The organism is Streptococcus sanguinis, from assembly GCF_050220005.1.
In the GTDB taxonomy this organism is placed as follows: Bacteria; Bacillota; Bacilli; order Lactobacillales; family Streptococcaceae; genus Streptococcus; species Streptococcus sanguinis_Z.
Window position 1 is genome coordinate 248,634 of sequence record NZ_CP071413.1, and the last position, 24,492, is coordinate 273,125.

22 protein-coding genes are annotated in these 24,492 nt (G+C 44.3%); all 22 read left to right on the forward strand.

Going from position 1 to position 24,492, the window contains the following annotated elements:
- The first annotated feature begins 228 nt into the window (after positions 1-228).
- Positions 229-2,310 carry an elongation factor G gene (fusA, locus tag J1C86_RS01345; RefSeq protein ID WP_002905422.1) on the forward strand — a complete coding sequence of 694 codons (2,082 nt, stop codon included), beginning with the start codon at positions 229-231 and terminating at the stop codon, positions 2,308-2,310.
- Between the two features lie 320 nt (positions 2,311-2,630).
- Positions 2,631-3,638 carry a type I glyceraldehyde-3-phosphate dehydrogenase gene (gene gap, locus J1C86_RS01350; RefSeq protein WP_002899102.1) on the forward strand — a complete coding sequence of 336 codons (1,008 nt, stop codon included), beginning with the start codon at positions 2,631-2,633 and terminating at the stop codon, positions 3,636-3,638.
- 353 nt (positions 3,639-3,991) lie between these two features.
- Entirely contained in the window at positions 3,992-5,803 is a 1,812-nt protein-coding gene (gene glmS / locus J1C86_RS01355; RefSeq protein WP_125408996.1) for a glutamine--fructose-6-phosphate transaminase (isomerizing), read from the forward strand.
- A gap of 230 nt (positions 5,804-6,033) precedes the next feature.
- Positions 6,034-7,083 carry an LLM class flavin-dependent oxidoreductase gene (locus tag J1C86_RS01360; RefSeq protein ID WP_125408998.1) on the forward strand — a complete coding sequence of 350 codons (1,050 nt, stop codon included), beginning with the start codon at positions 6,034-6,036 and terminating at the stop codon, positions 7,081-7,083.
- 212 nt (positions 7,084-7,295) lie between these two features.
- A complete protein-coding gene (locus tag J1C86_RS01365) occupies positions 7,296-8,342 on the forward strand; it encodes a uroporphyrinogen decarboxylase family protein (protein ID WP_125409000.1) in 1,047 nt (348 codons plus the stop codon).
- Between the two features lie 55 nt (positions 8,343-8,397).
- A complete protein-coding gene (locus tag J1C86_RS01370) occupies positions 8,398-8,598 on the forward strand; it encodes a hypothetical protein (RefSeq protein WP_125409002.1) in 201 nt (66 codons plus the stop codon).
- An 87-nt stretch (positions 8,599-8,685) separates the two neighbouring features.
- Positions 8,686-9,687 carry a uroporphyrinogen decarboxylase family protein gene (locus J1C86_RS01375; protein WP_125409004.1) on the forward strand — a complete coding sequence of 334 codons (1,002 nt, stop codon included), beginning with the start codon at positions 8,686-8,688 and terminating at the stop codon, positions 9,685-9,687.
- 15 nt (positions 9,688-9,702) lie between these two features.
- Positions 9,703-10,587 (forward strand): transporter substrate-binding domain-containing protein, encoded by an 885-nt coding sequence (locus tag J1C86_RS01380; protein ID WP_002899086.1) that lies wholly within the window; start codon positions 9,703-9,705, stop codon positions 10,585-10,587.
- 194 nt (positions 10,588-10,781) lie between these two features.
- Positions 10,782-11,474, forward strand: a complete 693-nt coding sequence (locus J1C86_RS01385) for an amino acid ABC transporter permease (protein WP_125409006.1) — start codon at positions 10,782-10,784, stop codon at positions 11,472-11,474.
- 3 nt (positions 11,475-11,477) lie between these two features.
- Positions 11,478-12,164, forward strand: a complete 687-nt coding sequence (locus tag J1C86_RS01390; RefSeq protein ID WP_002893845.1) for an amino acid ABC transporter permease — start codon at positions 11,478-11,480, stop codon at positions 12,162-12,164.
- A gap of 12 nt (positions 12,165-12,176) precedes the next feature.
- Positions 12,177-12,941 carry an amino acid ABC transporter ATP-binding protein gene (locus J1C86_RS01395; protein WP_002907940.1) on the forward strand — a complete coding sequence of 255 codons (765 nt, stop codon included), beginning with the start codon at positions 12,177-12,179 and terminating at the stop codon, positions 12,939-12,941.
- Between the two features lie 457 nt (positions 12,942-13,398).
- Complete coding sequence (locus J1C86_RS01400; protein ID WP_125409479.1) at positions 13,399-15,537, forward strand: ATP-dependent Clp protease ATP-binding subunit; 2,139 nt, start codon at positions 13,399-13,401, stop codon at positions 15,535-15,537.
- Between the two features lie 1,418 nt (positions 15,538-16,955).
- Positions 16,956-17,228: a TIGR04197 family type VII secretion effector gene (locus J1C86_RS01405; RefSeq protein ID WP_125407563.1), complete on the forward strand. Its 273-nt coding sequence runs from the start codon at positions 16,956-16,958 to the stop codon at positions 17,226-17,228.
- A 12-nt stretch (positions 17,229-17,240) separates the two neighbouring features.
- Entirely contained in the window at positions 17,241-17,603 is a 363-nt protein-coding gene (locus tag J1C86_RS01410) for an energy transducer TonB (RefSeq protein ID WP_125407566.1), read from the forward strand.
- The gene (locus J1C86_RS01415) at positions 17,593-19,173 is read left to right on the forward strand and encodes a virulence protein (RefSeq protein WP_125407569.1); all 1,581 of its coding nucleotides are present in this window, start codon (positions 17,593-17,595) and stop codon (positions 19,171-19,173) included. The genes J1C86_RS01410 and J1C86_RS01415 overlap by 11 nt, the downstream gene beginning before the upstream one ends.
- Before the next feature lie 17 nt (positions 19,174-19,190).
- Positions 19,191-19,511, forward strand: a complete 321-nt coding sequence (locus tag J1C86_RS01420; protein WP_002902215.1) for a DUF4176 domain-containing protein — start codon at positions 19,191-19,193, stop codon at positions 19,509-19,511.
- Positions 19,501-19,911, forward strand: coding sequence for a hypothetical protein (locus J1C86_RS01425; RefSeq protein ID WP_125407571.1), 411 nt, complete (start codon positions 19,501-19,503; stop codon positions 19,909-19,911). Before J1C86_RS01420 ends, J1C86_RS01425 begins: the two co-directional genes overlap by 11 nt.
- A gap of 659 nt (positions 19,912-20,570) precedes the next feature.
- On the forward strand, positions 20,571-20,828 hold the full coding sequence (locus J1C86_RS01430; protein ID WP_002893837.1) for a hypothetical protein: 258 nt from the start codon (positions 20,571-20,573) through the stop codon (positions 20,826-20,828).
- 531 nt (positions 20,829-21,359) lie between these two features.
- Positions 21,360-22,817: a PTS ascorbate transporter subunit IIC gene (locus J1C86_RS01435; protein WP_002899076.1), complete on the forward strand. Its 1,458-nt coding sequence runs from the start codon at positions 21,360-21,362 to the stop codon at positions 22,815-22,817.
- Positions 22,818-22,857: 40 nt separating this feature from the next.
- Positions 22,858-23,136 (forward strand): PTS sugar transporter subunit IIB, encoded by a 279-nt coding sequence (locus J1C86_RS01440; RefSeq protein ID WP_002899074.1) that lies wholly within the window; start codon positions 22,858-22,860, stop codon positions 23,134-23,136.
- 149 nt (positions 23,137-23,285) lie between these two features.
- Positions 23,286-23,771: a PTS sugar transporter subunit IIA gene (locus J1C86_RS01445; RefSeq protein ID WP_032907732.1), complete on the forward strand. Its 486-nt coding sequence runs from the start codon at positions 23,286-23,288 to the stop codon at positions 23,769-23,771.
- Between the two features lie 53 nt (positions 23,772-23,824).
- A complete protein-coding gene (locus J1C86_RS01450) occupies positions 23,825-24,490 on the forward strand; it encodes a 3-keto-L-gulonate-6-phosphate decarboxylase UlaD (protein ID WP_125407574.1) in 666 nt (221 codons plus the stop codon).
- The last annotated feature ends 2 nt before the right edge of the window (positions 24,491-24,492 follow it).

Sequence of the window (24,492 nt, forward strand, 5' to 3'; positions counted from 1 at the left end):
AGGGCGTTAAAAAAGCGACTGAAAATTAGGAAGCTTGACGCAGAATCAAAGATTCTAGGAAAGCTTATCTATTTGCCGAGCTTTTAGCCCGAGGTCAATTCAACTTATCTACAAGTTGAGACCAACAAAAACAAGATAAACATTGAGAACGGGTAGGTCCTGCCTATCCGTTTTTGCTAAATCATGTTATAATAAATTGTAAAATAAATTAATAGGAGAAATAACCAAATGGCTCGCGAATTTTCACTTGAAAAAACTCGTAATATCGGTATCATGGCCCACGTCGATGCTGGTAAAACAACAACAACTGAGCGTATTCTTTACTACACTGGTAAAATCCACAAAATCGGTGAAACTCACGAAGGTGCGTCACAAATGGACTGGATGGAGCAAGAGCAAGAGCGTGGTATCACTATCACATCTGCTGCGACAACAGCTCAATGGAACAACCACCGCGTAAACATCATCGACACACCAGGACACGTGGACTTCACAATCGAAGTACAACGTTCTCTTCGTGTCTTGGACGGTGCGGTAACCGTTCTTGACTCACAATCAGGTGTTGAGCCTCAAACTGAAACAGTTTGGCGCCAAGCAACTGAATACGGAGTTCCTCGTATCGTATTTGCTAACAAGATGGACAAGATTGGTGCTGACTTCCTTTACTCAGTAAGCACTTTGCATGATCGTCTTCAAGCAAACGCTCATCCAATCCAATTGCCAATTGGTTCGGAAGATGACTTCCGCGGAATTATTGACTTGATCAAGATGAAGGCTGAAATCTATACTAATGACCTTGGTACAGATATTTTGGAAGAAGATATCCCAGCTGAATACCTTGAGCAAGCTCAAGAATACCGTGAAAAATTGGTGGAAGCAGTTGCTGAAACTGATGAAGATTTGATGATGAAATACCTTGAAGGTGAAGAAATCACTAACGAAGAATTGAAAGCTGCTATCCGCAAAGCGACTATCAACGTTGAATTCTTCCCAGTATTGTGTGGTTCTGCCTTCAAGAACAAGGGTGTTCAGTTGATGCTTGATGCGGTTATCGACTACCTTCCAAGCCCGCTTGACATCCCAGCTATCAAGGGTATCAATCCAGATACAGAAGAAGAAGAAACTCGTCCTGCATCTGATGAAGAGCCATTTGCAGCTCTTGCCTTCAAGATCATGACTGACCCATTCGTAGGTCGTTTGACTTTCTTCCGTGTTTACTCAGGTGTTCTGAACAGCGGTTCATATGTATTGAACACTTCTAAAGGTAAACGTGAGCGTATCGGACGTATCCTGCAAATGCACGCTAATAGCCGTAACGAAATTGAAACTGTTTATGCGGGTGATATCGCTGCTGCCGTAGGTTTGAAAGATACAACTACTGGTGACTCATTGACAGATGAAAAAGCTAAAATCATCCTTGAGTCTATCAATGTTCCAGAACCAGTTATCCAATTGATGGTTGAGCCTAAGTCTAAGGCTGACCAAGACAAGATGGGTGTTGCTCTGCAAAAACTGGCTGAAGAAGATCCAACTTTCCGTGTTGAAACAAATGTTGAAACTGGTGAAACAGTTATCTCTGGTATGGGTGAGCTTCACTTGGATGTCCTTGTTGACCGTATGCGTCGTGAGTTCAAGGTTGAAGCTAACGTAGGTGCACCTCAAGTATCTTACCGTGAAACATTCCGTGCTCCAACTCAAGCTCGTGGATTCTTCAAACGCCAATCTGGTGGTAAAGGTCAGTTCGGTGACGTTTGGATCGAATTTACACCAAACGAAGAAGGAAAAGGTTTCGAGTTTGAAAATGCTATTGTTGGTGGTGTGGTTCCACGCGAATTCATCCCTGCAGTAGAAAAAGGTTTGGTTGAGTCAATGGCGAACGGTGTCCTTGCTGGTTACCCAATCGTTGACGTGAAAGCGAAACTTTACGATGGTTCATACCATGATGTCGACTCATCTGAAACAGCCTTCAAGGTTGCTGCATCACTTGCTTTGAAAGAGGCTGCTAAGACTGCACAACCAGCTATCCTTGAACCAATGATGTTGGTAACAATCACTGTTCCTGAAGAAAACCTTGGTGACGTTATGGGTCACGTAACAGCTCGTCGTGGACGTGTTGATGGTATGGAAGCGCATGGTAACAGCCAAATCGTTCGTGCTTATGTGCCACTTGCTGAAATGTTCGGTTATGCAACAGTTCTTCGTTCAGCATCACAAGGACGCGGTACTTTCATGATGGTATTCGACCACTACGAAGATGTACCTAAGTCAGTACAAGAAGAAATCATTAAGAAAAACAAAGGTGAAGCTTAATCTTTGAGCTAAACCTTGGCACTCGCGTTTGCGGGTGCTTTTTCTATTTATATAGAACCGTCCCTTAATAAAAAGAGTAAATGATTTATCTTGTAAGTTGTATTTCTTCATTTTCAAAAGATACTGCTTTGCTTTTTCAAATCAATGAAAGCCGAAATGAAAGTTAGTGAAAGAATTCATAATACTTGTTAATAACAATGAAATCAGTTGCATTTTACCTCAATTAAGTATATAATAGAAATGTTGAAAGGTGATTTGTAGCAACTCAAGTTACTCTTTTCACATAAAATTTTTTGATTTTCATAAGGAGGAAATCACGAATGGTAGTTAAAGTTGGTATTAACGGTTTCGGTCGTATCGGTCGTCTTGCTTTCCGTCGTATCCAAAACGTAGAAGGTGTTGAAGTTACTCGCATCAACGACCTTACAGATCCAGTAATGCTTGCACACCTGTTGAAATACGACACAACTCAAGGTCGTTTCGATGGTACTGTTGAAGTTAAAGAAGGTGGATTCGAAGTTAACGGTAAATTCGTTAAAGTTTCTGCTGAACGTGACCCAGAACAAATTGACTGGGCAACTGACGGTGTAGAAATCGTTCTTGAAGCAACTGGTTTCTTTGCTAAGAAAGATGCTGCTGAAAAACACCTTAAAGGTGGTGCTAAGAAAGTTGTTATCACTGCTCCTGGTGGAAACGATGTTAAAACAATTGTATTTAACACTAACCACGACATTCTTGATGGTACTGAAACGGTTATCTCAGGTGCTTCATGTACTACAAACTGCTTGGCTCCAATGGCTAAAGCTCTTCAAGACAACTTCGGTGTTGTTGAAGGATTGATGACTACTATCCACGCTTACACTGGTGACCAAATGATCCTTGACGGACCACACCGTGGTGGTGACCTTCGTCGTGCTCGTGCTGGTGCTGCAAACATCGTTCCTAACTCAACTGGTGCTGCTAAAGCTATCGGTTTGGTTATCCCAGAATTGAATGGTAAATTGGACGGTTCTGCACAACGCGTTCCAACTCCAACTGGATCAGTTACTGAATTGGTTGCTGTTCTTGAAAAGAACGTAACAGTTGATGAAGTAAACGCAGCTATGAAAGCAGCAGCTAACGAATCATACGGTTACACAGAAGATCCAATCGTATCTTCAGATATCGTAGGTATGGCTTACGGTTCATTGTTCGACGCAACTCAAACTAAAGTTCTTGATGTTGACGGCAAACAATTGGTTAAAGTTGTATCATGGTACGACAACGAAATGTCATACACTGCACAACTTGTACGTACTCTTGAATACTTCGCGAAAATCGCTAAATAATTCAATAGTAAAAGAAAGAGGCTTATTTGAGCCTCTTTTTCTGTGCACTGTTTTGCGAGAATTATCTGAGACAGGGCTATAGGAATGTATAGGTCTATTCCCTAATTTTTATTAGTCCCATAGAAAGTCAGTTCTGATACATCTGTCCATTTTTCTAAATGCTCCAAGGAGCTATTTTGCGGTATGAGAAGCTAAGCATACTTTTCTTAAAGAAAACTATACCAATTTCATGCTTGACAAAGTGAAAAACTGCGTGTATACTAGCTTTGTTGGAGTTTTTAGACTCCAAGAAGACTATACCAATTTTTAATAAGAAGGGCTGGTTTCTAAGGCTAGAAATCAGAAGTAATGTTATGTGTGGAATTGTCGGAGTTGTCGGAAATCGCAACGCAACAGATATTTTGATGCAGGGCTTGGAAAAGCTGGAATACCGAGGTTATGACTCGGCTGGAATTTTTGTAACAACAGGGAAAACTTCTAGTCTGATCAAGTCGGTCGGTCGTATCGCTGACCTACATGCTAAAATTGGCATTGATGTTGCTGGGACTACTGGTATCGGACATACTCGTTGGGCTACTCATGGAAAACCAAGTGAAAACAATGCCCATCCTCATACTTCACAGACTGGCCGTTTTGTCTTGGTTCACAACGGTGTGATTGAGAACTACCTTGATATTAAGAATAATTATCTAGCTGGTCATGACTTCAAGGGGCAGACAGATACAGAGATTGCTGTGCATCTGATTGGCAAATTCGCTGAAGAAGAATGCTTGTCTGTTTTAGAAGCCTTTAAAAAAGCTCTCCACATTATCCGTGGTTCTTATGCCTTTGCTTTGGTGGATTCAGAAGATGCAGATGTTATCTATGTTGCTAAAAATAAATCTCCTCTTCTAGTCGGACTGGGTGAAGGTTACAATATGGTCTGCTCAGATGCTATGGCTATGATTCGCGAGACAAGTCAGTTTATGGAAATTCATGATCAAGAGCTGGTTATTGTCCGTAAAGACAGTGTGGAAGTACAGGATTATGACGGGAATATTCTGGAGCGTGAAAGCTATACAGCTGAGCTTGACTTATCCGATATTGGTAAGGGAACTTATCCATACTATATGCTCAAGGAAATCGATGAGCAGCCAACTGTGATGCGTAAGCTAATCAGCGCTTATACAGATGATAAGGGGCAAGTATCAGTAGATGCAGATATTGTCAAAGCTGTTCAGGAAGCTGACCGTCTCTATATCCTTGCAGCTGGAACTTCTTACCATGCTGGCTATGCTTCTAAGCGTATGCTGGAAGAGTTGACGGATACACCTGTTGAGCTGGGCATTGCTTCTGAGTGGGGCTATGCCATGCCGCTCCTTAGCAAGAAGCCTCTCTTTATCTTTATCAGCCAATCTGGTGAAACAGCTGACAGCCGTCAGGTCTTAGTCAAGGCGAATCAGATGGGTATTCCAAGTTTGACCGTGACCAATGTTCCAGGTTCTACGCTTTCTCGGGAAGCCAATCATACCATGCTGCTGCATGCAGGTCCTGAGATTGCGGTTGCTTCTACTAAGGCCTATACAGCTCAAATCGCAACCTTGGCTTTCTTGGCTAAAGCTGTTGGCGATGCCAATGCTTCTGAAAAAGCGGCAGCCTTTGACTTGGTTCACGAGCTGTCCATAGTTGCGCAGTCTATTGAGTCCACATTGTCAGAAAAGGAGTTGATTGACAATAAGGTCCGTGGCCTTCTGGAAACGACCCGCAATGCATTCTATATCGGCCGTGGTCAAGACTACTATGTGGCGATGGAAGCCAGCCTAAAACTCAAAGAAATTTCTTATATCCAGTGTGAAGGTTTCGCGGCTGGTGAGCTCAAACACGGTACGATCTCTCTGATTGAAGACGGGACACCAGTCTTGGCCCTGCTTTCAGACGAAGTCTTGGCTAGTCATACACGAGGCAATATTTCAGAAGTCGTAGCTCGGGGTGCCAAGGTGCTGACCATTGCTGAGGAGAATATAGCTAAAGAAGGTGACGATATCGTACTCAATCAGGTTCATCCATACCTGTCACCAATCTCTATGGTGGTACCGACACAGCTCATTGCTTACTTTGCAACCTTGCACCGTGGTCTGGATGTTGACAAACCGCGTAATCTGGCTAAGTCTGTCACTGTAGAATAAGCTTTCTAACCAATCTTGATAATAATACTAAGCCTCAGATTTTTCTGGGGCTTTTGGTATGGTATTTTGGTGACGATGCTCTTTGGAAGTCTCTTTCGACCATGGCAAAGCCATGCTGACGACAGTCATCCTATTTCATACAGATGGACAAATAGGATGAGCATCATTTTTGTATTTATCACTAATTAGTGATAAAATATTTTTATCTTAAATATCAGGAGGACAAAAACATGGTGGAATTAGGTATTTCTACTTTTGGAGAGACAACGCCGCTGGAGGGGACAGGGCAAACCTATACTCATGACGAGCGGATTCGGCAGCTGGTAGCAGAGATTGAGCTGGCAGACAAGGTGGGGCTGGACGTGTATGGTATTGGAGAGCATCACAGGGAGGATTTTGCCGTCTCTGCGCCGGAGATTGTGCTGGCGGCTGGTGCAATCAAGACGGAGAAGATTCGCTTGACCAGTGCTGTCAGTGTCCTGTCGAGCTTGGATCCTATCCGAGTCTACCAGCAGTATGCGACGATTGATGCTTTGTCAAATGGCAGAGCAGAGGTCATGGCTGGCCGTGGCTCTTTTATCGAGTCCTTTCCGCTCTTTGGCTATGACTTGAAGGATTATGAAGAGCTTTTTGATGAAAAGCTGGACCTGCTCCTCTATGCCAGTGCCGAGACTCGGCTAAATTGGAAGGGCAAGCTGACGCAGACTATTGACAATCGGGAAGTCTACCCACGGGCTGTGCAAGAAACATTGCCAGTTTGGGTAGCGACGGGGGGCAATGTCGAGTCGACCATTAAGGTCGCCCAGAAGGGCCTGCCAATTGCGTATGCCATTATCGGTGGACAGCCTAAGCGCTTCAAGCCCCTGCTGGATGCGTATCGCCGGATTGGGCAGGAAAGTGGCCACTCAGATGAAAAGTTGAAGATTGCTGCCCACTCTTGGGGCTGGGTCATGGAGGATAATGAGGAGGCGGTCCGGACTTACTTCCATCTGACCAAGCAGGTAGTGGACGCTATCTCTAAGGACCGCCCTCACTGGCGGGAGATGACCTATGAGCAATACCTGGATCAGGTAGGACCAGAGGGGGCCATGTTTGTCGGTAGCCCTGAAAATGTCGCTCAGAAATTGATCAAGATGATAGAGGAGCTGGGACTGGACCGCTTCATGCTGCATCTGCCGTTGGGATCGCTTCCGCATGAGCAGGTTCTCCAGTCTATCGAACTCTTTGGCACCAAGGTTGCACCGCTCGTGCGGGAGTATTTTGCAGCTAAGGGTAAGTAAGATTGGAATAGCAGTTTTTTGATAAAAATTACCTATCTCGTCTATAGAAAATATATATGATACTTACCTAAAAAGGGTACAAAAAATAAGGTTGTTCAGCAGAGTCTGAAAAGCCTTGAAAAAGCTAGCTTAGTCTAGCTTTTTTATTTTGCTTTGATAAATATTTTTAATCAAGCTGATAGGGAAAATATATTTCCCAGGAGAAAGAGAGGATGGTAAGATATATTACAAATTCAAAGAAGGAGGAAGCAATGGTCAGCAAGAAAGAATTAGTGCTGAGAGCTTTTCGGGGTGAAGAAGTTGACCGAGTGCCTGTTGGTTTTTGGTTTCACTTTGTAAGCCAAGAGGAAAAGATGCTTGGCCTAGACAATCCAGTGATTTTCAATAAAAGTGTTGAGGGGCATGCTGCTTATGTTCGAGCTGCACGGCCAGACTTTGTCAAGATTATGAGCGATGGCTTCTTTAAGTATCCTAGCGCGCTTTATTCGGATCATATTGAGTCTATTCGGGACTTGGCAGCTATTCAGTCTATCGGTGAGCATCATCCTTGGATTGAGCAGCAGATTGAGATGGTTAAGGCTGTAAAAGCCAGCTATCCAGAGGACCTCGCTTCCTTCTACAATATCTTTGCACCGGTCTCCTATCTCAAGCGCTGGTTCCGCCGGGAAGGGTCGCGAGGAGATAGAGAAATTGCAGATTTTCTGGCAGAGGATCCCGAGCTGACAGGACATATTTTAGATGTCATTGCTGGTGATATTGCTATTTTGACTAGACGCATCATTGAGGAAACGGGCATTGAGGGAATTTATCTCAGTACCCAGCAAGTTCAAGACGGCCGGGTAGATGTGGCCAGTTATCGTCGTTATATTGAGCCTAGTACGATTAAGGTTCTGGAAGCGGCCAATGCGGCTGGTGGCCAGAATATTCTCCATATCTGCGGCTTTGAAGGAGCCAGCAATGATTTGGAACTGTTCAAGGACTATCCGGCTCAAGTCTTTAACTGGGCAACTCATCATGAGGGGGTCAGCTTAGCGGAAGGGCGCAAGCTCTTTGGCGGTCAGGCTGTCCTAGGCGGCTTTGAAAATGGCAGAGCAGCTCTTCTAAATACGGGCAGTCGTGCAGAATTAGAGAATGAGACCAAGCGGCTGCTGGCTGAAACTGGCAGTCAGGGAGTGATTCTAGGGGCTGACTGCACTGTACCAGATGATTTTGAAATAGAAAGATTGGACTGGATCCGCCAGGCAGCTAGTCAGTTCTGATGGAATTGCCAAAGTCCTAAAGAGCATTTTTCAACTCTTTCAAGGAGGAAGATAGATGAATCTTTATCAAAAAAGGCTTGCAGCTCTTGCTCTGATATTCTTGATAATAGGCACCTTTCTGAGCATCAGTCAGATTTATGCTCACCAGTCTTCAGACAAAAAAGAAGATGATTTGCAGGTGCTCAAGAAACTGCCTGAGCAGTCAACTGGATTGATGCAGCCAAATGATATCGCTGCCCTGCTCTTGTCGGATTAGAATTTTACTAAAAGGTTGACTTAGCTCAATGAGCAAGCTAAAAAAACAACCCATTAGCTAGATAAGGATAATAAAAAAGGAGAGAAGATGACTTCAAAAAGAGAATTAGTACTGAAGGCTTTCAGAGGAGAGCCTGTTGATCGAGTGCCAGTTGGTTTCTGGCATCATTTTACCAGCGAAGAGGAGTGGCTGGCTGGTTTTGGAAATCAGGCCATTATTGATAAAAATCTGGCTGGTCATCAAGCTTTTCTGGCAGAAGTCGAGCCAGACTTTATCAAGCTGATGAGTGATGGTTATTTTGCTTATCCTAATTATCGTTTGAAAAAAGTCCAATCTATCAAAGACTTGGAAGATATTGAGCCGCTAGGTGCTGACCATCCTTGGATTAGTGAGCAGGTGGAGCTGGTTCAGAAGATTAGGGCTGGCTTTACAGAAGACTTGGTCGCTATTTACAATATTTTTGCGCCAGTGACCTACTTCAAATGGTTGGTCGGTAAGGTTGCTGGTGGAGATGATATCATTGCAGATTTCCTGGCGGAGGATGCGGTGCTCACGAAGCGGGTGCTGGATGTGATTGCTAAAGATATTGCAGCTTTGACGGAGCGGATTATCAAGGAAGCTGGTGCGGATGGAATCTACCTCAGCGTTCAGAGCATTCAGGATGCACGGGTATCAGCTGAAGACTATAAGGCTTTTATTGCTCCTAGTGAATTGGCGGTGCTGGAAGCAGCCAATGCCGCTGGCGGAGTGAATATCCTGCACATTTGCGGTTACGAAGGCGCGCGAAATGATGTTCATCTTTTCACAGATTATCCAGCTCAGGTCATCAACTGGGCAGTGGGGCCAGAAGGTATCAGCCTAGCGGAGGGACGAAAATTATTTGGCGGTCGGACTGTCCTCGGTGGCTTTGAAAATGGCAAGGACGGCCTGCTCTACACGGGCAGTCAAGCGGCTATTCAAGATGAGACCAAGCGGCTGATAGCAGGAGCTGGCAAGGAAGCTTTGATTATCGGGGCTGACTGTACTATTCCAAGCGATATTGAAGCAGAGCGGATTCAGTGGGTTCGCCAAGCAGCAAGCTTAACATAAGAAGGAGACGAAAGAATGAGCAAGAAAAAATGGATTATTGGTGGAGCAGCAGTGATTGCTATTGTAGCTGCGACTTACTTGGGCCGGACTTTGACAGGTGCTTCATCTAGCAAGACGAGCAGCTCTGCATCAGGCAGCGGCAAGGTCACGACTTTGAAAGTGGCACATACACAGAACTATGTTCCCTATGACTTTGTGGATGAAAAGGGAGAATCAGATGGCTATGAGGTTGCTGTTCTCAAGGCTATTGATGAAAAGCTGCCAGACTATCAGTTTGAATATACCGGTACCAGTGATGAGGATCTCTTAGTCGGTCTGGAATCTGGAAAATATGATATCGGAACCAAGGGAGCATGGTACACCGAAGAGCGGGCGAAGAAGTTCATCATTCCAAAAAGCCCAATCGGCGCTAGCATTATAGGTTTCACTATCCGCAAGGAAGACGCTGAAAAATACAAGACAATTGATGATTTTGCCAAGGAAAAGGGTAAGCTGGTACCAATCTCTCCGCAGAATGCTCAATGGGCCGTTATCGAAGAGTATAACCAGAAGCATAGCGGTGCTCCTATTGATTTGACTGCAGCAGAGTCCTTCAAGGTAGCTGACGCTTATGCTTGGGTTCTGGAAGGGCGCTACGATGCTTTCTTTGACATCAAGCTGTCTTTTGAAAAAGCTGTGACAGATAAAGAAGGTTCTTACCATCAGTATGCGGATCAACTGACTTGGTTCCCATACAAGGGGATTCCGACCTATCCCCTGCTTCATAAAAACGAAAAAAATGAAGAATTTGCCAAGGCATACGAGAAGGCAATTAAGGAACTGGAAAAAGACGGAACCTTGGCTAAACTATCTGAAAAGTATTTCGGAGAAGATGTCTTCTCTTATGTGGACAAGGATTAGTTGCTGCTCTCTGCTGATCATGGAAAATCAAAGGCGGACTGAAAAGCTAGCTGAATACGGAGTTGGTGGCTTCTAAGCTGACCTTGCTGCTGTTTGAAGGAATTTTCAAAGAGAGAGCAAGGCTGCTCCAATCTGAAAGTGTCCGTCCAAGAGAAGCTTATTCTATCTAATCATTGTCGAAGGAGAAGAAAATTATGGTCTCGTATGACTTGTCCCGTGTCTTTGGCCTGCTGCCTAGTCTGCTGCAGGCTCTGCCGACCACTTTATGGATTATGTTTGTGACAGCTTTGATTGGCTCCTTGCTGGGTGGTCTGTTGGCTTGGGCTCAGATTTCTGAGGAGCAGTCTTTCGCTGGTCTGGCTAGAGGATATATATTTATTCTTAGATGCACACCGCCTATCGTCTTGCTATTTTTGGTTTTTTATGGCATTCCAGAGTTTTTAGAATGGTGGCTGGGGCTGGATATCAATAATTGGTCGCGGACTGTTTTTGTCATCATCACCATGATTCTGCTCTTTGCGGCTATGATTGCGGAAGTCTTCAAGGCAGCCTATCTTGCTGTTCCCAAGGGACAGACCGAGGCTGGTCTCAGTATTGGCTTGACACCGGCGCAGTCTTTTCTGCGTATTGTCCTGCCACAGGCTTTTCGCATCGCCCTGCCCAATCTGACTACTGCCCTTCTTAATCTCATGCGGGATGCTGCGCTGGCTTATACGATTGGGGCAGTGGATGTCATGGGAGCAGGACAAAATCTCATCAGTCGGAATCTGGGCAATTATTCCCTCGAAACCTATACAGCGGTGGCCTTGATTTACTGGGGAATTGCTCTAGTGGTTTCGCTGGCTTCCCAGCTTCTGGAAAAAAGTCTGACAGTTAAGGAGAGGTAAAGCATGGATTTGAATTATATTGTAAATACCTTTCTGGTAACGTTGAAAGGCATACCGGTAACCCTGATCATTATGGTGGTGGCTATTCTGCTCAGCTTTATTCCGGCTCTGCTTCTAGCTCTGGGACAGATTTATAAAGTTCGGGGTGTTCGGACCTTTTCAGTGGTTTATCTGGCCTTTATTCGGGCGACGCCTCCCATTTTGCTCATTCTCTTTTTCTATAGTCTTTTTCCTAGCTTACTGAATCAAATTTTTAAAAGTCTGGGCAGTCAGGTAGACGTCTTTAAGTTCAATCCGCTTTACTATGCTTTCATCATTTATAGCCTGATGACGACAGGCAGTTTATCGGAAATTCTGCGCTCTGCTATTTTGACAGTGGATAAAGGGCAGTTGGAAGCGGCGCAGGCGATTGGTTTAACGAATTTTCAAGCCTATCGGAGAATAGTTTTTCCTCAGGCTCTGCGCTCTGCCTTGCCCAATCTGGCCAATCTAGTTATCAATCTAGTCAAGGGCACCTCACTGGTATTTGTCATGACAGTCAAAGATATCACAGCCCTGGCTAAGATAGAAGCCTCCCATTCTTACCAGTATTCAGAGTCTTACCTGGTGATTTTTGTTATTTATCTCATTATTTGTGGCTTGATTCAGTGGATTTTTAGGGGCTTGGAAAAGCGCTACGCTCTTGCTTAGGAAGGAAAGATTATGTTAGAAGTAAAGCATATCTCCAAACGATTTGGAGAGCACCAGGTGCTGGCAGATGTCAGTCTTAAGGTCAATCAAGGCGATGTTGTGGTTATTCTGGGCCCCTCAGGCTCTGGGAAAACAACATTTCTACGCTGTCTGAATCACTTAGAAAAAGCGGATAGCGGCCAGCTGACTTTGTCTGGTAAGGACTATGATTTAGCTAAACTCAGCAAAAAGGAGATTTTGGAAATTCGTAGAAAGACAGCCTTTGTCTTTCAGCATTATAATCTCTTTGCCAATAAAACAGCCCTTGAAAATATCTTAGAGGGCTTAGTGATCGCTCGTAAGATACCGAGGGAAGAAGCGCTTGAGATTGCGGAAGAGTCCTTGAAGCGCGTGGGCCTCTTGGCCTACAAGGACTATTATCCTTCGCAGCTATCAGGCGGCCAGCAGCAGCGGATTGGAATTGCCCGTGCCATTGCTGTCAAGCCAGACGTTATCCTGCTGGATGAACCAACTTCGGCACTAGATCCGGAATTGGTCGGTGAAGTCCTTAGTGTCATGAAACAGCTGGCTCAGGAGGGGGTGACCATGGTCGTTGTGACCCACGAGATGAGCTTTGCCCGTGATGTGGCCAACCATGTCATCTTTATGGACGGCGGTCACATCATCGAAGAAAATCCTCCTCAGGAATTTTTCTCTAGCCCGAAGGAAGAGCGGACCAAACAATTTCTGTCCCGCATTTTGTCAGATGCTAGTTATAGTGTAGAATATATGATTTAAAAATCTGGATTCTGTCCAGATTTTTATTATAAAAAAGCGTCTTTATAGGAATGAAAAGAACCTTAATGATAATTTTGATTACATTTGTAAATTTATTTTAAAAAATTATGTAAAATCTATTGACAAATAGATTTTATCGTGATAGAATTACAACTGTAAACAAAAAGTTTACGTAAATTTAATCAGAAGATATGAATACAGCCGGAAGGCAATTATTTTTGGGAGGATTAAAAGTTATGTAAAATTATCTTCGTATGAAAGAGATTTGATTCACTTATAAAAGTAGAGACTGACTCAGTCTTGATTTTTGGAAATGAAATAAGTTATGTAAAATAATAGATTGGAGAAGATCTCCCAAATGAAAATTTATAGTAGATAAGGAAAAGATTTCTTATCTGAAATTTTGGAAAACAAAAAATTATGTAAAGCAAAATATGAAAAAAAGTGAGGTAATGCTATGAACAACAACTACAACAATTTTAACAATATGGATGACCTTTTCAACCAACTTATGGGACGCATGGGTGGCTACAACAGCGAACACCGGCGCTACTTGATTAATGGTAGAGAGGTCACACCGGAAGAGTTTGCTCAGTACCGGGCTACTGGCAAGCTCCCTGGTCAAGGAACAGGTGAGCAGACTGGCCAAACTGCTGCTCATGGACCTAAGCAAGATGGTATCCTAGCTAAGCTGGGTCGCAATCTGACTCAGGAAGCGCGTGATGGCAAGTTAGATCCAGTCATTGGGCGCAATAAGGAAATCCAAGAAACTGCAGAAATCCTTTCTCGTCGAACCAAGAACAATCCTGTATTGGTCGGAGACGCCGGAGTTGGTAAGACAGCTGTCGTAGAAGGATTGGCTCAGGCTATCGTCAACGGTGATGTGCCAGCGGCTATCAAGAATAAGGAAATTATTTCTGTTGATATTTCCGGTCTGGAAGCTGGAACCCAATATCGTGGTAGCTTTGAAGAAAATATCCAAAACTTAGTCAATGAAGTCAAGGAAGCCGGTAACATTATCCTCTTCTTTGATGAAATCCATCAAATCCTAGGAGCAGGATCTATCGGTGGAGATAGTGGATCTAAGGGCATGGCGGATATTCTTAAACCAGCACTTTCTCGTGGTGAGTTGACAGTTATCGGGGCTACTACTCAGGACGAGTACCGTAATACTATCCTTAAAAATGCAGCTTTGGCTCGTCGTTTCAATGAAGTCAAGGTCAATGCACCGTCGGCCGAAGATACCTATCAGATCCTTCGAGGCATTCGGGACTTGTACGAAAAGCACCACAATGTCATCCTGCCAGATGAAGTGCTGAAAGCGGCTGTGGATTACTCTGTTCAGTATATTCCACAACGAAGCCTGCCAGACAAGGCGATTGACCTGGTCGACGTGACTGCTGCCCACTTGGCAGCCCAGCATCCAGTGACTGATGTTCATGCGGTTGAAAATGAGATTGCTGAACAGAAAGACAAGCAGGAAGCGGCTGTTGAGAAAGAAGATTATGAAGCAGCTCTGAATGCTAAGACTCGCATTGAAGAGCTAGAAAAGAAAATTCAAAATCACACTGAGGATATGAAGGTGACAGCTACAGTCAACGACGTAGCAGAGTCTGTTGAACGGATGACGGGTGTACCAGTATCTCAGATGGGTGCCAGCGACATTGAGCGCCTCAAGGGCATGAATGACCGTCTCAAAGCCAAGGTTATCGGCCAAGACAAGGCTGTAGAAGCTGTGGCTAGGGCTATCCGCCGTAATCGTGCAGGCTTTGATGAAGGCAACCGTCCGATCGGCAGCTTCCTCTTCGTTGGTCCGACAGGTGTCGGAAAGACTGAGCTGGCTAAGCAACTGGCTTTGGATATGTTTGGTACCAAGGAAGCCATCATCCGTCTGGATATGTCAGAATACTCCGACCGGACTGCTGTTTCCAAGCTGATTGGTACTACTGCCGGCTATGTTGGCTATGATGACAACAACAACACCTTAACCGAGCGTGTGCGCCGCAATCCTTACTCTATCATTCTCTTGGATGAGATTGAAAAGGCGGATCCACAAGTGATTACCCTTCTCCTTCAAGTTCTGGATGACGGTCGTTTGACAGATGGTCAAGGGAATACAGTCAACTTCAAGAATACGGTTATCATTGCGACTTCCAATGCTGGCTTTGGCTACGAAGCAGGCTTGGAAGAGGATGCTGAAAAGCCTGATTTGATGGACCGACTCAAAGCTTATTTCCGTCCTGAATTCCTCAATCGTTTCAATGCGGTTATTGAGTTCTCTCATCTCAAGAAAGAAGATTTGATGGAGATTGTTAATCTCATGCTGATCGAAGTAAATCAAACCTTGAGCAAGAAAGAAATTGATCTGGCTGTATCTGATGCAGCTAAGGAATTCCTGCGCGATGCTGGTTATGACCAAGTCATGGGTGTTCGTCCGCTCCGCCGTGTCATCGAGCAGCAAATCCGTGACAAGGTGACTGACTTCCACTTGGATAATCTAGATGCTAAGCACTTGACGGCCGATTTAGAAGATGGCGTCTTGGTTATCCGCGAAAAGGGTGCTGCTGCATCTGAAGAAGACAAGCAAGCACAATAAAGCTTACTAAGTCAACTAACTTTGCAAAGACCTCCTTCTTAGATGAAGGCAGGTCTTTTTTGCTGAGTATGAATTTCAAATAACTCTCCTTTCTGGAAATAAATTAGCGTTTATTCCAAAATATCAACTTGACTCTCCTTAACAGAACCTAAAAGCAAGCAACTTTATAAAGCCAGTATATTAGCCTATCAGGGGGATCAGCTTTATGCAGAAGGATTTAAAACAAGAGAGATGAATAATTTTTGACGAAAGCAGACTGCTATGAAATAGTCCATAACTACAATTAAGCGCAATGTCATTATCTTTGCATTCTTCAGCACCCTATGTGGTTGGATTGGTTATGTTGTTGATAAAGTAACCGGCCAAGCTCATTACGAAAATATCGGAACAGAGATAGGAAGTGGTTTTTTTAGGGATGCTGATTTGGCTGGTAGCTCCGTTAATCTGTACCATCTTTCTTCGAAGCTTTGGCGGAGACGGCTGGAAAGAGGCTGGTTTTTCCATTAATTTTAAAAATAACAAAAAAATTATAGCTTGTTAGTTTTTTAGTCTACCCTCTTGTTACGATGATAGTGATACTCTTGGGACTGATGACACAAGGTATCAGAGTGACAGATGTGAAGGTTGAGTTCACGGTCTATCTTGGAATCTTGCTCACACAGATAGGGACTCAATTCATAAAAAATATTTTTGAAGAATCTGTTTGGAGGGCAAATCTTACTAATCAATTAATCAAATAAAAATTATCCGATTTAAAACTATATCTACTTGTTGGCTTTATCTGGTGGATTTGGCATCTGCCTTACATTATGAAGCTTCTGTCTGAGAGAGAAATCCAAAATACCTTGCCGGTTGGAAGTCTTACATTCTTCCTTATCGGGCGGGATGATAATTGTTGTATGCTGGACGGTCATGTACACAGAGATTTTTAGACTTACTAAGTCTGTCTGGCCGCTGTTAATTATGCATACTATGGAAGATGCGGTTATAAATCCTTTACGATTACTAGGCTTTGTCTCGGTAGAAAAAAATCAAGCTTTCCTCTTCTCGCTATCAGTGGGGATGATTCCGACTATTCTTTATCTACTCATCGGCCTAGCTATACGGAAATGGGGAAAAAAACAGGAGTATGGAAAGGCGAGCTAACAGAGTAACAGAGAGCAGATTCCTGATAATGTTGCCGGCTCTCGCTTGAATCATCTGGCTGTCAAAGATTTGGAAGGCGATCTGGAGGATGAGTTTCTGATTATTCGGTAGCGGAAATCAGAGACTTTAAAAGCACTAGCTTAAGTAGGTTTAGCAATTAACAAGATTGGAATTATTTATCAGTCTTGTTTCTTTTTGGTTAAAAAGCAGGCGGAGACTTGAACTTATAATATAAATGTCATAAAATAAAAGCAAAAACAGAGGAGCAAGCAATGTCAGATATTAAAAGTGATAATGGGCTAGCAGCTAGCCATGCTAATAGCTTTTCAGTCGCTTCCAGTCAGATAGGTGCAGCATCTCAGGCTGACAAGGATGCTATCAGTCGTTTGGAAGGAAACAGTCGGGCCAGTGAGGAAATTGATCATTCCAGAACAGCGTCAGCTGATATCGCCGGTAAGATTACAAGCTTCAGTCAGCTCCTGCAAAGCGTAGCAGAGGAATTTCAGGCGACCGATCAAGGAATGGCTGCGGATATTGAGGGATAAGGGGGAAGTAGTATGAAGAATTCCCAAACTCTGGCTGCCGAACGCCTGCGGGCTTTTGAAAAGCTGGATAAGGCTGAGGAGCAAAAGCGTCGTCTAGACCGTTTTGAAGAGGATATGGACTATCTCTATGACCGGGGACTTTCGGCTTTAAGAGAGCTGAATTATTTGCCCTTAACGGCCAAGGACAGTCAGGATTTTTATGATATTATGGGTTTGGTTGAGCACAGTCACCGACTGCTGGATTTGGATATCCAGGATGGTCAGGATCGGCTGGATAAGGAAAGAAAAAAGCTAGACCGTCAAATTGAGACCATCCAGGGGCAGTATAGACAAGCCCTAGAAGCAGAAGAAAAGGAGGCTGGATATGGGCGCTAAGATGGAACTCCCTGCTTCCAACCAGCAGGCAGGGTCAATGGCTACTGCCGGCCAGGTGAGGATCGCGGCTTATGAATCTGCCATGCAGGCCATGGAAAATTTTGTAGGGGAAAGCGGGCTGACCGGAACAGCATATGACAGTGCTAAAACCTACTGTCAGGGGATGTTTCTTCCCCTCTTTAAGGCAGCGATTCTCTTTGAAGAAGAGTTGGTTAAGGCTGGCAGCGATCTGCCCAGCCGTTATGTCAGTGAGGTGGCAGAAGAGAGTTTGGATCAGGATGTCCTGGAGAGTCAAATTGCTTCTTATGATCAGACCATTGACAGCCAAAATCAGGCTCTGACCGAGGCCAATAAACAGAAGGATGTAGCTGATTCTACCAAAAGCAGCATCCAGAATGCCATTACAGCAGCTCAGGACAAACGTCATGAATTGCAGGACAAGCTAAATAAACTGCTGGCCTTTTATTCATCGTCGGCCACCATTTTCGACAATCTGCCGGGGCTGGCTGCTGCTTTGGACCAAGCTCTGAGCCTGATGACAGAAGGCTTTGCAAACTTTAACGGCAGCTTTGTCCTGCCTAGTCCGGACAGGATGACCTGGACCCAGACTGTTGAAACAGCTTGGGAGAGCAAAAAAGCAGTTGAAGCTGCCTTTCAAAAGGTCATGGATAAGCTAGACAGCGGTGAAGAGCTGACTCCGGAGGATATCCAGGCTGTCCAGGCCTATCTAGAGCGCTATCCCAGCCGGAACATTCCGCAGGCCCTCCGCAGCCATCTGGAAGAAGCGGTCCAGCAGGCTGATCCCATCCTCAAGGCACGACTGGACCAGGCCAAGGCAGATCAGGCTTCTGGTAGTCTCTCGCAGGCTGCTTTCAATGGGCTGTGGGCTGGGGCTATGCTGGGCTTTATGAAGCAAGCAGGCAATCAAACTGGTGCCCAAACAGTAGCTATGCCTGCTGCCAAACAGGCTGCTGGTAGTAGCGGTGGTTCATCGGGCTTTTGGGACTTTCTTTTTGGTCATACCAATACCCTGGAACACTCCAAAAAGACTGACTGGAGTACAGGCTGGTTATATAGTACCTATGCCAAATACTCGACAACTGTGGAAGAAGACGATCCTGGTATTTTCAAGTACAAGACAAATAATGGTATTTTTAATGGAGTAGCTGTAGATTTGGGTGTGGCTTCTGTTGATATAGATGCCAGTGACTGGAAGCTGAATGCCAGTCCTCAAATCAGTGTCGGTGGCTATCATATTGGTGTCAATGGCAGTGTTGGCTTAAATACAGACACAGGTTGGCTCCCTATGCCGGAGATTAATCTTTCTCTACATGCTGGAACAGAGCAGCACGATACTGGGGCCGGTCTTAAAGTATCTACTGATATCTGGAATGGTATGGTTGGAGTCTATGGCGTCGACTCGAATATCAGTAAAGACTCGAATGGAAATAAAACGGTGAATTCGGTTGAAACGGGGGCGCAAACCGTGAATGGTCTGGAAGTTGCAGCTGTAGTAGTTGCAGTGACAGTAGCTCCTGTAGTCGCCCTCCCAGCGCTTGCTCTGGCTTAAGGAGAAAGGAGACTTTGATGAAGCAACAATTACCTATCGGAAGTGTAGTCATGGTTAAGGGCAGTTCTCAACCCCTGATGATTGTCAGCCAGTTTCCTGTGACGACCCTTGACGGACAGACCGGCTACTTTGACTTTGGAGCAGTAATCCTGCCCTCCGGTCTGACGGGAAAAGAATTAATCTTTTTTAATAAAGAAGATATTGAGCGGCTGGTCTTTGTTGGTTATGTAGATGTGACTTTTCAGGATTTGCTCCAGCGTTATGACGAGCTGATAGCTGATATCCCCTATCCCAGGCTGACCGTCCCGGAAAGAGCAGGAGCGGCAGATGAAGCGTAAGACAATTATTTTCTCAGGCCTAGTCCTCCTTGCTTTAGCTTTTGGAGCTCTCTTCCTCTTTGCCAGCCTGAATGAGGCCAGTCTGGACGGAGTGTATTACCGCCAGATTGAGGATGGGGCAGACGGCTTCAGTGGCTTGGACAAGGAAACGATTCTGAATCTCAGAGACCAGCAAGTCACCTTCTATAAAGAGGGGCTGGAAGAGAAGGGCAGCATTGACCGCAAGGCCGGCAGTATCCGGCTAGGGTCTAAACTTTACAGCTATGTCCACAATGGGGATTTGCTCATGCTCAAGCTCAAGGAGGATCCGACCAATTCCAAGGAGGGCCTTTATCTGGTCAGAAAAGACAGCCCCTCAGCCAAGAGGCTAGAGCAGAAGTCTAAATCTCAGTCACCTTAATGCACAGCTACATCCGTCTCGTTCTAGCGAGGCGGATTTTGTCATTTGAACAGGCTCCTGCAGCAGAGAAAGAGCTGATAAGCCTTATACAAGTCTTCTATCAAAACCTTTCTATTGGCTTGGTGCTCCATTTCATAATTTGGAAATACTTGCAAGGGCATAAGAACTATAACTTGTCATCTGCTCTTTGTTTTCTTCTAGATACTGCCGTTCTCTCTGATAGACTAACATACTGGCTTCATGAAGCTGCTTACTTTTTAGAAAGGTTAACATTGCTATTTTCCTCTAAATTTTTTAAGTTTTTTCTTGAAAACTCTAAAGCAGACTAGTGTAAAATGCGGGAACGCAATACTGTATTTCATCAGCTTTCAGAAAATTTAAAAAACTGTTGGAAGACACTCACATAATCTGAACTAGCATGATTTAGGCTTCTAAAAAATGTTTAGATAATTTGGAGGAAGACAGCGAATAACAATTGAGCATTTTAACTTTTTTTAGATAATGGAGATAAAACATAAATGTTTATAAAACAGGAAAAGTTGACATTTCAATAGATTGTGTTCTAATTTTTTTGTACATTTTCAAGTTTTTATATATGTAAATGTCAGAAAAAAGTGTATAATGGATTAGTAAATTAAATTTTAGGAGAGGATTTAATTATGAAAAAGTTGGATATTACAACTATGCCTGACTATAGGAAAGTCGAGGCTGTTGTTCAGTTGTTAGTTAATGGAACCTTAACTAGTTATCGAATTGCGACGGATGCAAACATCAGCAAGATGAGTATCCTGACCTTAACTAAAGGGACCAGCAAAATTAAGAACATTACTTATCAAACTGCGATGGCCTTAATTAATTGGTATGAAGAAAACCATGAAAAATACGGCATCACCATTCATCAAAAGGCCGCAGGATAGTCTAAAACTATGATGTAGCTCAACCCTAACCCAGCTAACCATTTGGATAGCTGGGTTTTTCTATGCCCCTTAGCGATTGCTGGCTCGCAGAGTCAAGCAGAGCTTAGAGGCATTGATGCAGTTTGAGCGTAAGCGAAAACTACGTTCCGCAAAAACTTAATGAGACAAGCCAGAGGCGCAGTCGAATTTAGAGGCATAGATGCAGACTGAGCGGAAGCGAAGTCTAGGTTCTGCTAATTTCTTAGCGATTACCAGCTCGCAGAGCCGAGCAGGGCTTAGAGGCGAAGATGCAGTTTGAACGTTAGCGAAAACTACGTTCCTCAAAAACTTAATGAGACAAGCCAGAGGCGCAGTCGGACTTAGGAGCAGCGATGCTCACTTTCTTACTTTTTTCTGTCCTTAGGGGCAGATTTTTTTGACAGTCCAAGAGTGAACAGTCGCCTGTGTAATTCTTGGTCTTTTTGTTACCGTTTTCAAGATTTATAATAAATATATAAGAATAAGAAAAATAAAAAATAAAGGGGAGTTACCATGAATATCCTTCTTAATATTCTAAATTGGTTCTCGCAGAACATTCTGCAAAATCCAGCTTTCTTCGTCGGCCTTTTGGTGCTAATCGGTTATGCACTGCTCAAGAAACCGGCCCACGATGTGTTCGCTGGCTTCATTAAAGCAACGGTCGGCTATTTGATTCTTAATGCCGGAGCAGCCGGTCTGGTGAATACTTTCCGACCAATTCTGGCAGCCCTGAACTTTAAGTTCAAAATTGGGGCTGCAGTCATTGATCCTTACTTTGGATTGACAGCGGCGAATACAAAGATTGCGGAAGAATTCCCAAACTTTGTCGGAACAGCTACAACAGCTCTCTTGATTGGGTTTGGCTTCAACATCCTACTAGTAGCTTTCCGTAAGGTCACTAAGATTCGGACTCTCTTCATCACTGGTCACATCATGGTTCAGCAGGCTGCTACTGTATCACTGATGGTGCTCTTGCTGGTACCGCAGCTGCGCAATAGCTGGGGAACTTTGGCTATCGGCCTCATCTGTGGTCTCTACTGGGCTGTCAGTTCCAATATGACTGTCGAAGCTACTCAGCGTTTGACTGGAGGTGGTGGTTTCGCCATCGGTCACCAGCAGCAATTTGCCATCTGGTTCGTTGATAAGGTTGCGCCTTTCTTTGGTAAAAAAGAAGAAAATCTGGACAATCTGAAGCTGCCTAAGTTCCTGTCTATCTTCCATGATACTGTCGTTGCTTCTGCAACTTTGATGCTAGTCTTCTTCGGTGCTATCCTCTTAGTCTTGGGACCAGATGTTATGGCCAACAAAGAAGTTATCACGACTGGTACACCATTTGACCCTGCTAAGCAAGACTTCTATATGTATATCATTCAGACAGCCTTTACCTTTTCTGTCTATCTCTTCATCCTCATGCAAGGAGTGCGCATGTTCGTATCTGAGCTGACTAATGCCTTTCAAGGTATTTCAAGCAAGCTCTTGCCAGGTTCTTTCCCAGCGGTGGATGTGGCAGCGTCTTATGGATTTGGCTCACCAAATGCCGTTCTCTCTGGCTTTGCCTTTGGTTTGGTTGGTCAGCTGATTACCATTGTACTGTTGATTGTTTTCAAAAATCCAATCCTGATTATCACTGGTTTCGTTCCTGTCTTCTTTGACAATGCAGCGATTGCAGTCTATGCTGATAAACGTGGTGGCTGGAAAGCAGCTCTTGTCCTATCATTTATTTCAGGTGTGCTGCAGGTAGCCCTTGGTGCTCTCTGTGTGGCTTTGCTGGGCTTGGCTTCTTATGGCGGATATCACGGTAATATCGACTTTGAAATTCCGTGGTTAGGTTTTGGCTACATCTTCAAATATCTGGGTATTATTGGCTATGCTCTGGTTTGCTTCTTCTTCTTGCTCATTCCTCAGCTGCAATTCGCTAGGGCTAAGGATAAGGAAGCCTACTATCAAGGTCAGGTACAGGCAGAAGACTAAACTTTTATGACTATACAATAAGATTTCGGAGGAAACTAAAATGGTTAAAGTATTAACAGCATGCGGAAATGGCATGGGATCATCTATGGTGATTAAAATGAAAGTGGAAAATGCACTTCGTAATTTGGGACAGACAGACTTCACAGTCAATTCTTGCAGTGTCGGAGAGGCTAAAAGCTTAGCGTCGGGCTACGATATTGTCATTGCTTCTCTGCATTTAATCAATGAATTGGAAGGCCGAACCAATGGAAAATTAATCGGCTTGGACAACCTGATGGATGATAAGGAAATCACTGAAAAATTAAGTCAGGTATTGTAAGAATTTCTATCTATGAAGATGGGTTCTCAGTTAGGGTAGGGTGGTTAGGCTGCCCCACCTTCCTATTATTGTCTATTGTGAGATTGCGCAGGGGCTAAAATTCTGGAAAGTATTGAAGATGCCCCTTGTATCTAATGAAAGGAAGAGAAATGAATTTAAAACAAGCATTGACAGACAATAAATCCATTCGTTTAGGTCTTTCAGCCGAGACTTGGCAGGAAGCAGTCAAGCTATCAGTAGAGCCCTTGATTGAGAGCGGAGCTGTTCAGCCTCAGTACTACGATGCCATCGTCGAGTCGACAGAAGAATATGGACCTTATTACATTCTCATGCCAGGCATGGCTATGCCTCATGCCAGACCAGAAGCAGGGGTTAATCGCGACGCCTTCTCCCTGATTACACTGACAGAACCAGTCACTTTTTCAGATGGCAAGGAGGTTAGTATTCTGCTTTCTTTGGCGGCTACCAGTTCCAAGATTCATACCAGCGTGGCCATTCCGCAGATTATTGCTCTGTTTGAGTTGGAAAATTCCATTGAGCGCCTCAAGGCTTGCCAATCAGAAGAAGAAGTGCTGGCTCTGATAGAGGAATCCAAGGACAGCCCTTACTTGCAGGGTCTGGATTTAGATTCCTAATGCATGCTTAGAGATAATTGATTGCAACTGAAACTAAGAAATGAGGTAAAAAGATGTCAAAACAGATTCCAAATTTACAGGTAGCATTGGACCATTCAGATTTGCAGGGAGCCATCAAGGCGGCTGTTTCTGTCGGCCATGAAGTGGATGTCATTGAGGCAGGAACGGTCTGTCTCTTACAGGTGGGAAGCGAGCTTGTTGAAGTGCTCCGCAGTCTTTTCCCAGAGAAAATCATCGTGGCTGATACCAAGTGTGCCGATGCCGGTGGAACCGTAGCTAAAAACAATGCCGTACGTGGTGCAGACTGGATGACCTGTATCTGCTCAGCAACTATTCCAACCATGAAAGCGGCCTTGAAAGCTATTCAGGAAGAACGCGGCCAACGTGGAGAAATTCAGGTCGAACTCTACGGAGACTGGACCTATGAACAAGCTCAGACTTGGCTGGATGCAGGTATTTCCCAGGCTATTTACCACCAATCCCGTGACGCTCTTTTAGCTGGGGAAACTTGGGGAGAAAAGGATCTTAATAAGGTCAAGAAGCTGATTGAAATGGGCTTCCGTGTATCAGTGACAGGCGGTCTGAATATTGATACGCTCAAACTCTTTGAAGGAATTGATGTCTTCACCTTCATTGCTGGACGCGGTATTACTGAGGCTGAAGATCCGGCTGCTGCTGCGCGGGCCTTTAAAGATGAAATCAAGCGAATTTGGGGGTAAGT

What these genes read in the sequence shown, in the direction of transcription:
- fusA (WP_002905422.1), top strand. Translation starts at nt 229, where the DNA reads ATGGCTCGCGAATTTTCACTTGAAAAAACTCGTAATATCGGTATCATG.
- gap (WP_002899102.1), top strand. Translation starts at nt 2,631, where the DNA reads ATGGTAGTTAAAGTTGGTATTAACGGTTTCGGTCGTATCGGTCGTCTT.
- glmS (WP_125408996.1), top strand. Translation starts at nt 3,992, where the DNA reads ATGTGTGGAATTGTCGGAGTTGTCGGAAATCGCAACGCAACAGATATT.
- J1C86_RS01360 (WP_125408998.1), top strand. Translation starts at nt 6,034, where the DNA reads ATGGTGGAATTAGGTATTTCTACTTTTGGAGAGACAACGCCGCTGGAG.
- J1C86_RS01365 (WP_125409000.1), top strand. Translation starts at nt 7,296, where the DNA reads ATGGTAAGATATATTACAAATTCAAAGAAGGAGGAAGCAATGGTCAGC.
- J1C86_RS01370 (WP_125409002.1), top strand. Translation starts at nt 8,398, where the DNA reads ATGAATCTTTATCAAAAAAGGCTTGCAGCTCTTGCTCTGATATTCTTG.
- J1C86_RS01375 (WP_125409004.1), top strand. Translation starts at nt 8,686, where the DNA reads ATGACTTCAAAAAGAGAATTAGTACTGAAGGCTTTCAGAGGAGAGCCT.
- J1C86_RS01380 (WP_002899086.1), top strand. Translation starts at nt 9,703, where the DNA reads ATGAGCAAGAAAAAATGGATTATTGGTGGAGCAGCAGTGATTGCTATT.
- J1C86_RS01385 (WP_125409006.1), top strand. Translation starts at nt 10,782, where the DNA reads ATGGTCTCGTATGACTTGTCCCGTGTCTTTGGCCTGCTGCCTAGTCTG.
- J1C86_RS01390 (WP_002893845.1), top strand. Translation starts at nt 11,478, where the DNA reads ATGGATTTGAATTATATTGTAAATACCTTTCTGGTAACGTTGAAAGGC.
- J1C86_RS01395 (WP_002907940.1), top strand. Translation starts at nt 12,177, where the DNA reads ATGTTAGAAGTAAAGCATATCTCCAAACGATTTGGAGAGCACCAGGTG.
- J1C86_RS01400 (WP_125409479.1), top strand. Translation starts at nt 13,399, where the DNA reads ATGAACAACAACTACAACAATTTTAACAATATGGATGACCTTTTCAAC.
- J1C86_RS01405 (WP_125407563.1), top strand. Translation starts at nt 16,956, where the DNA reads ATGTCAGATATTAAAAGTGATAATGGGCTAGCAGCTAGCCATGCTAAT.
- J1C86_RS01410 (WP_125407566.1), top strand. Translation starts at nt 17,241, where the DNA reads ATGAAGAATTCCCAAACTCTGGCTGCCGAACGCCTGCGGGCTTTTGAA.
- J1C86_RS01415 (WP_125407569.1), top strand. Translation starts at nt 17,593, where the DNA reads ATGGGCGCTAAGATGGAACTCCCTGCTTCCAACCAGCAGGCAGGGTCA.
- J1C86_RS01420 (WP_002902215.1), top strand. Translation starts at nt 19,191, where the DNA reads ATGAAGCAACAATTACCTATCGGAAGTGTAGTCATGGTTAAGGGCAGT.
- J1C86_RS01425 (WP_125407571.1), top strand. Translation starts at nt 19,501, where the DNA reads ATGAAGCGTAAGACAATTATTTTCTCAGGCCTAGTCCTCCTTGCTTTA.
- J1C86_RS01430 (WP_002893837.1), top strand. Translation starts at nt 20,571, where the DNA reads ATGAAAAAGTTGGATATTACAACTATGCCTGACTATAGGAAAGTCGAG.
- J1C86_RS01435 (WP_002899076.1), top strand. Translation starts at nt 21,360, where the DNA reads ATGAATATCCTTCTTAATATTCTAAATTGGTTCTCGCAGAACATTCTG.
- J1C86_RS01440 (WP_002899074.1), top strand. Translation starts at nt 22,858, where the DNA reads ATGGTTAAAGTATTAACAGCATGCGGAAATGGCATGGGATCATCTATG.
- J1C86_RS01445 (WP_032907732.1), top strand. Translation starts at nt 23,286, where the DNA reads ATGAATTTAAAACAAGCATTGACAGACAATAAATCCATTCGTTTAGGT.
- J1C86_RS01450 (WP_125407574.1), top strand. Translation starts at nt 23,825, where the DNA reads ATGTCAAAACAGATTCCAAATTTACAGGTAGCATTGGACCATTCAGAT.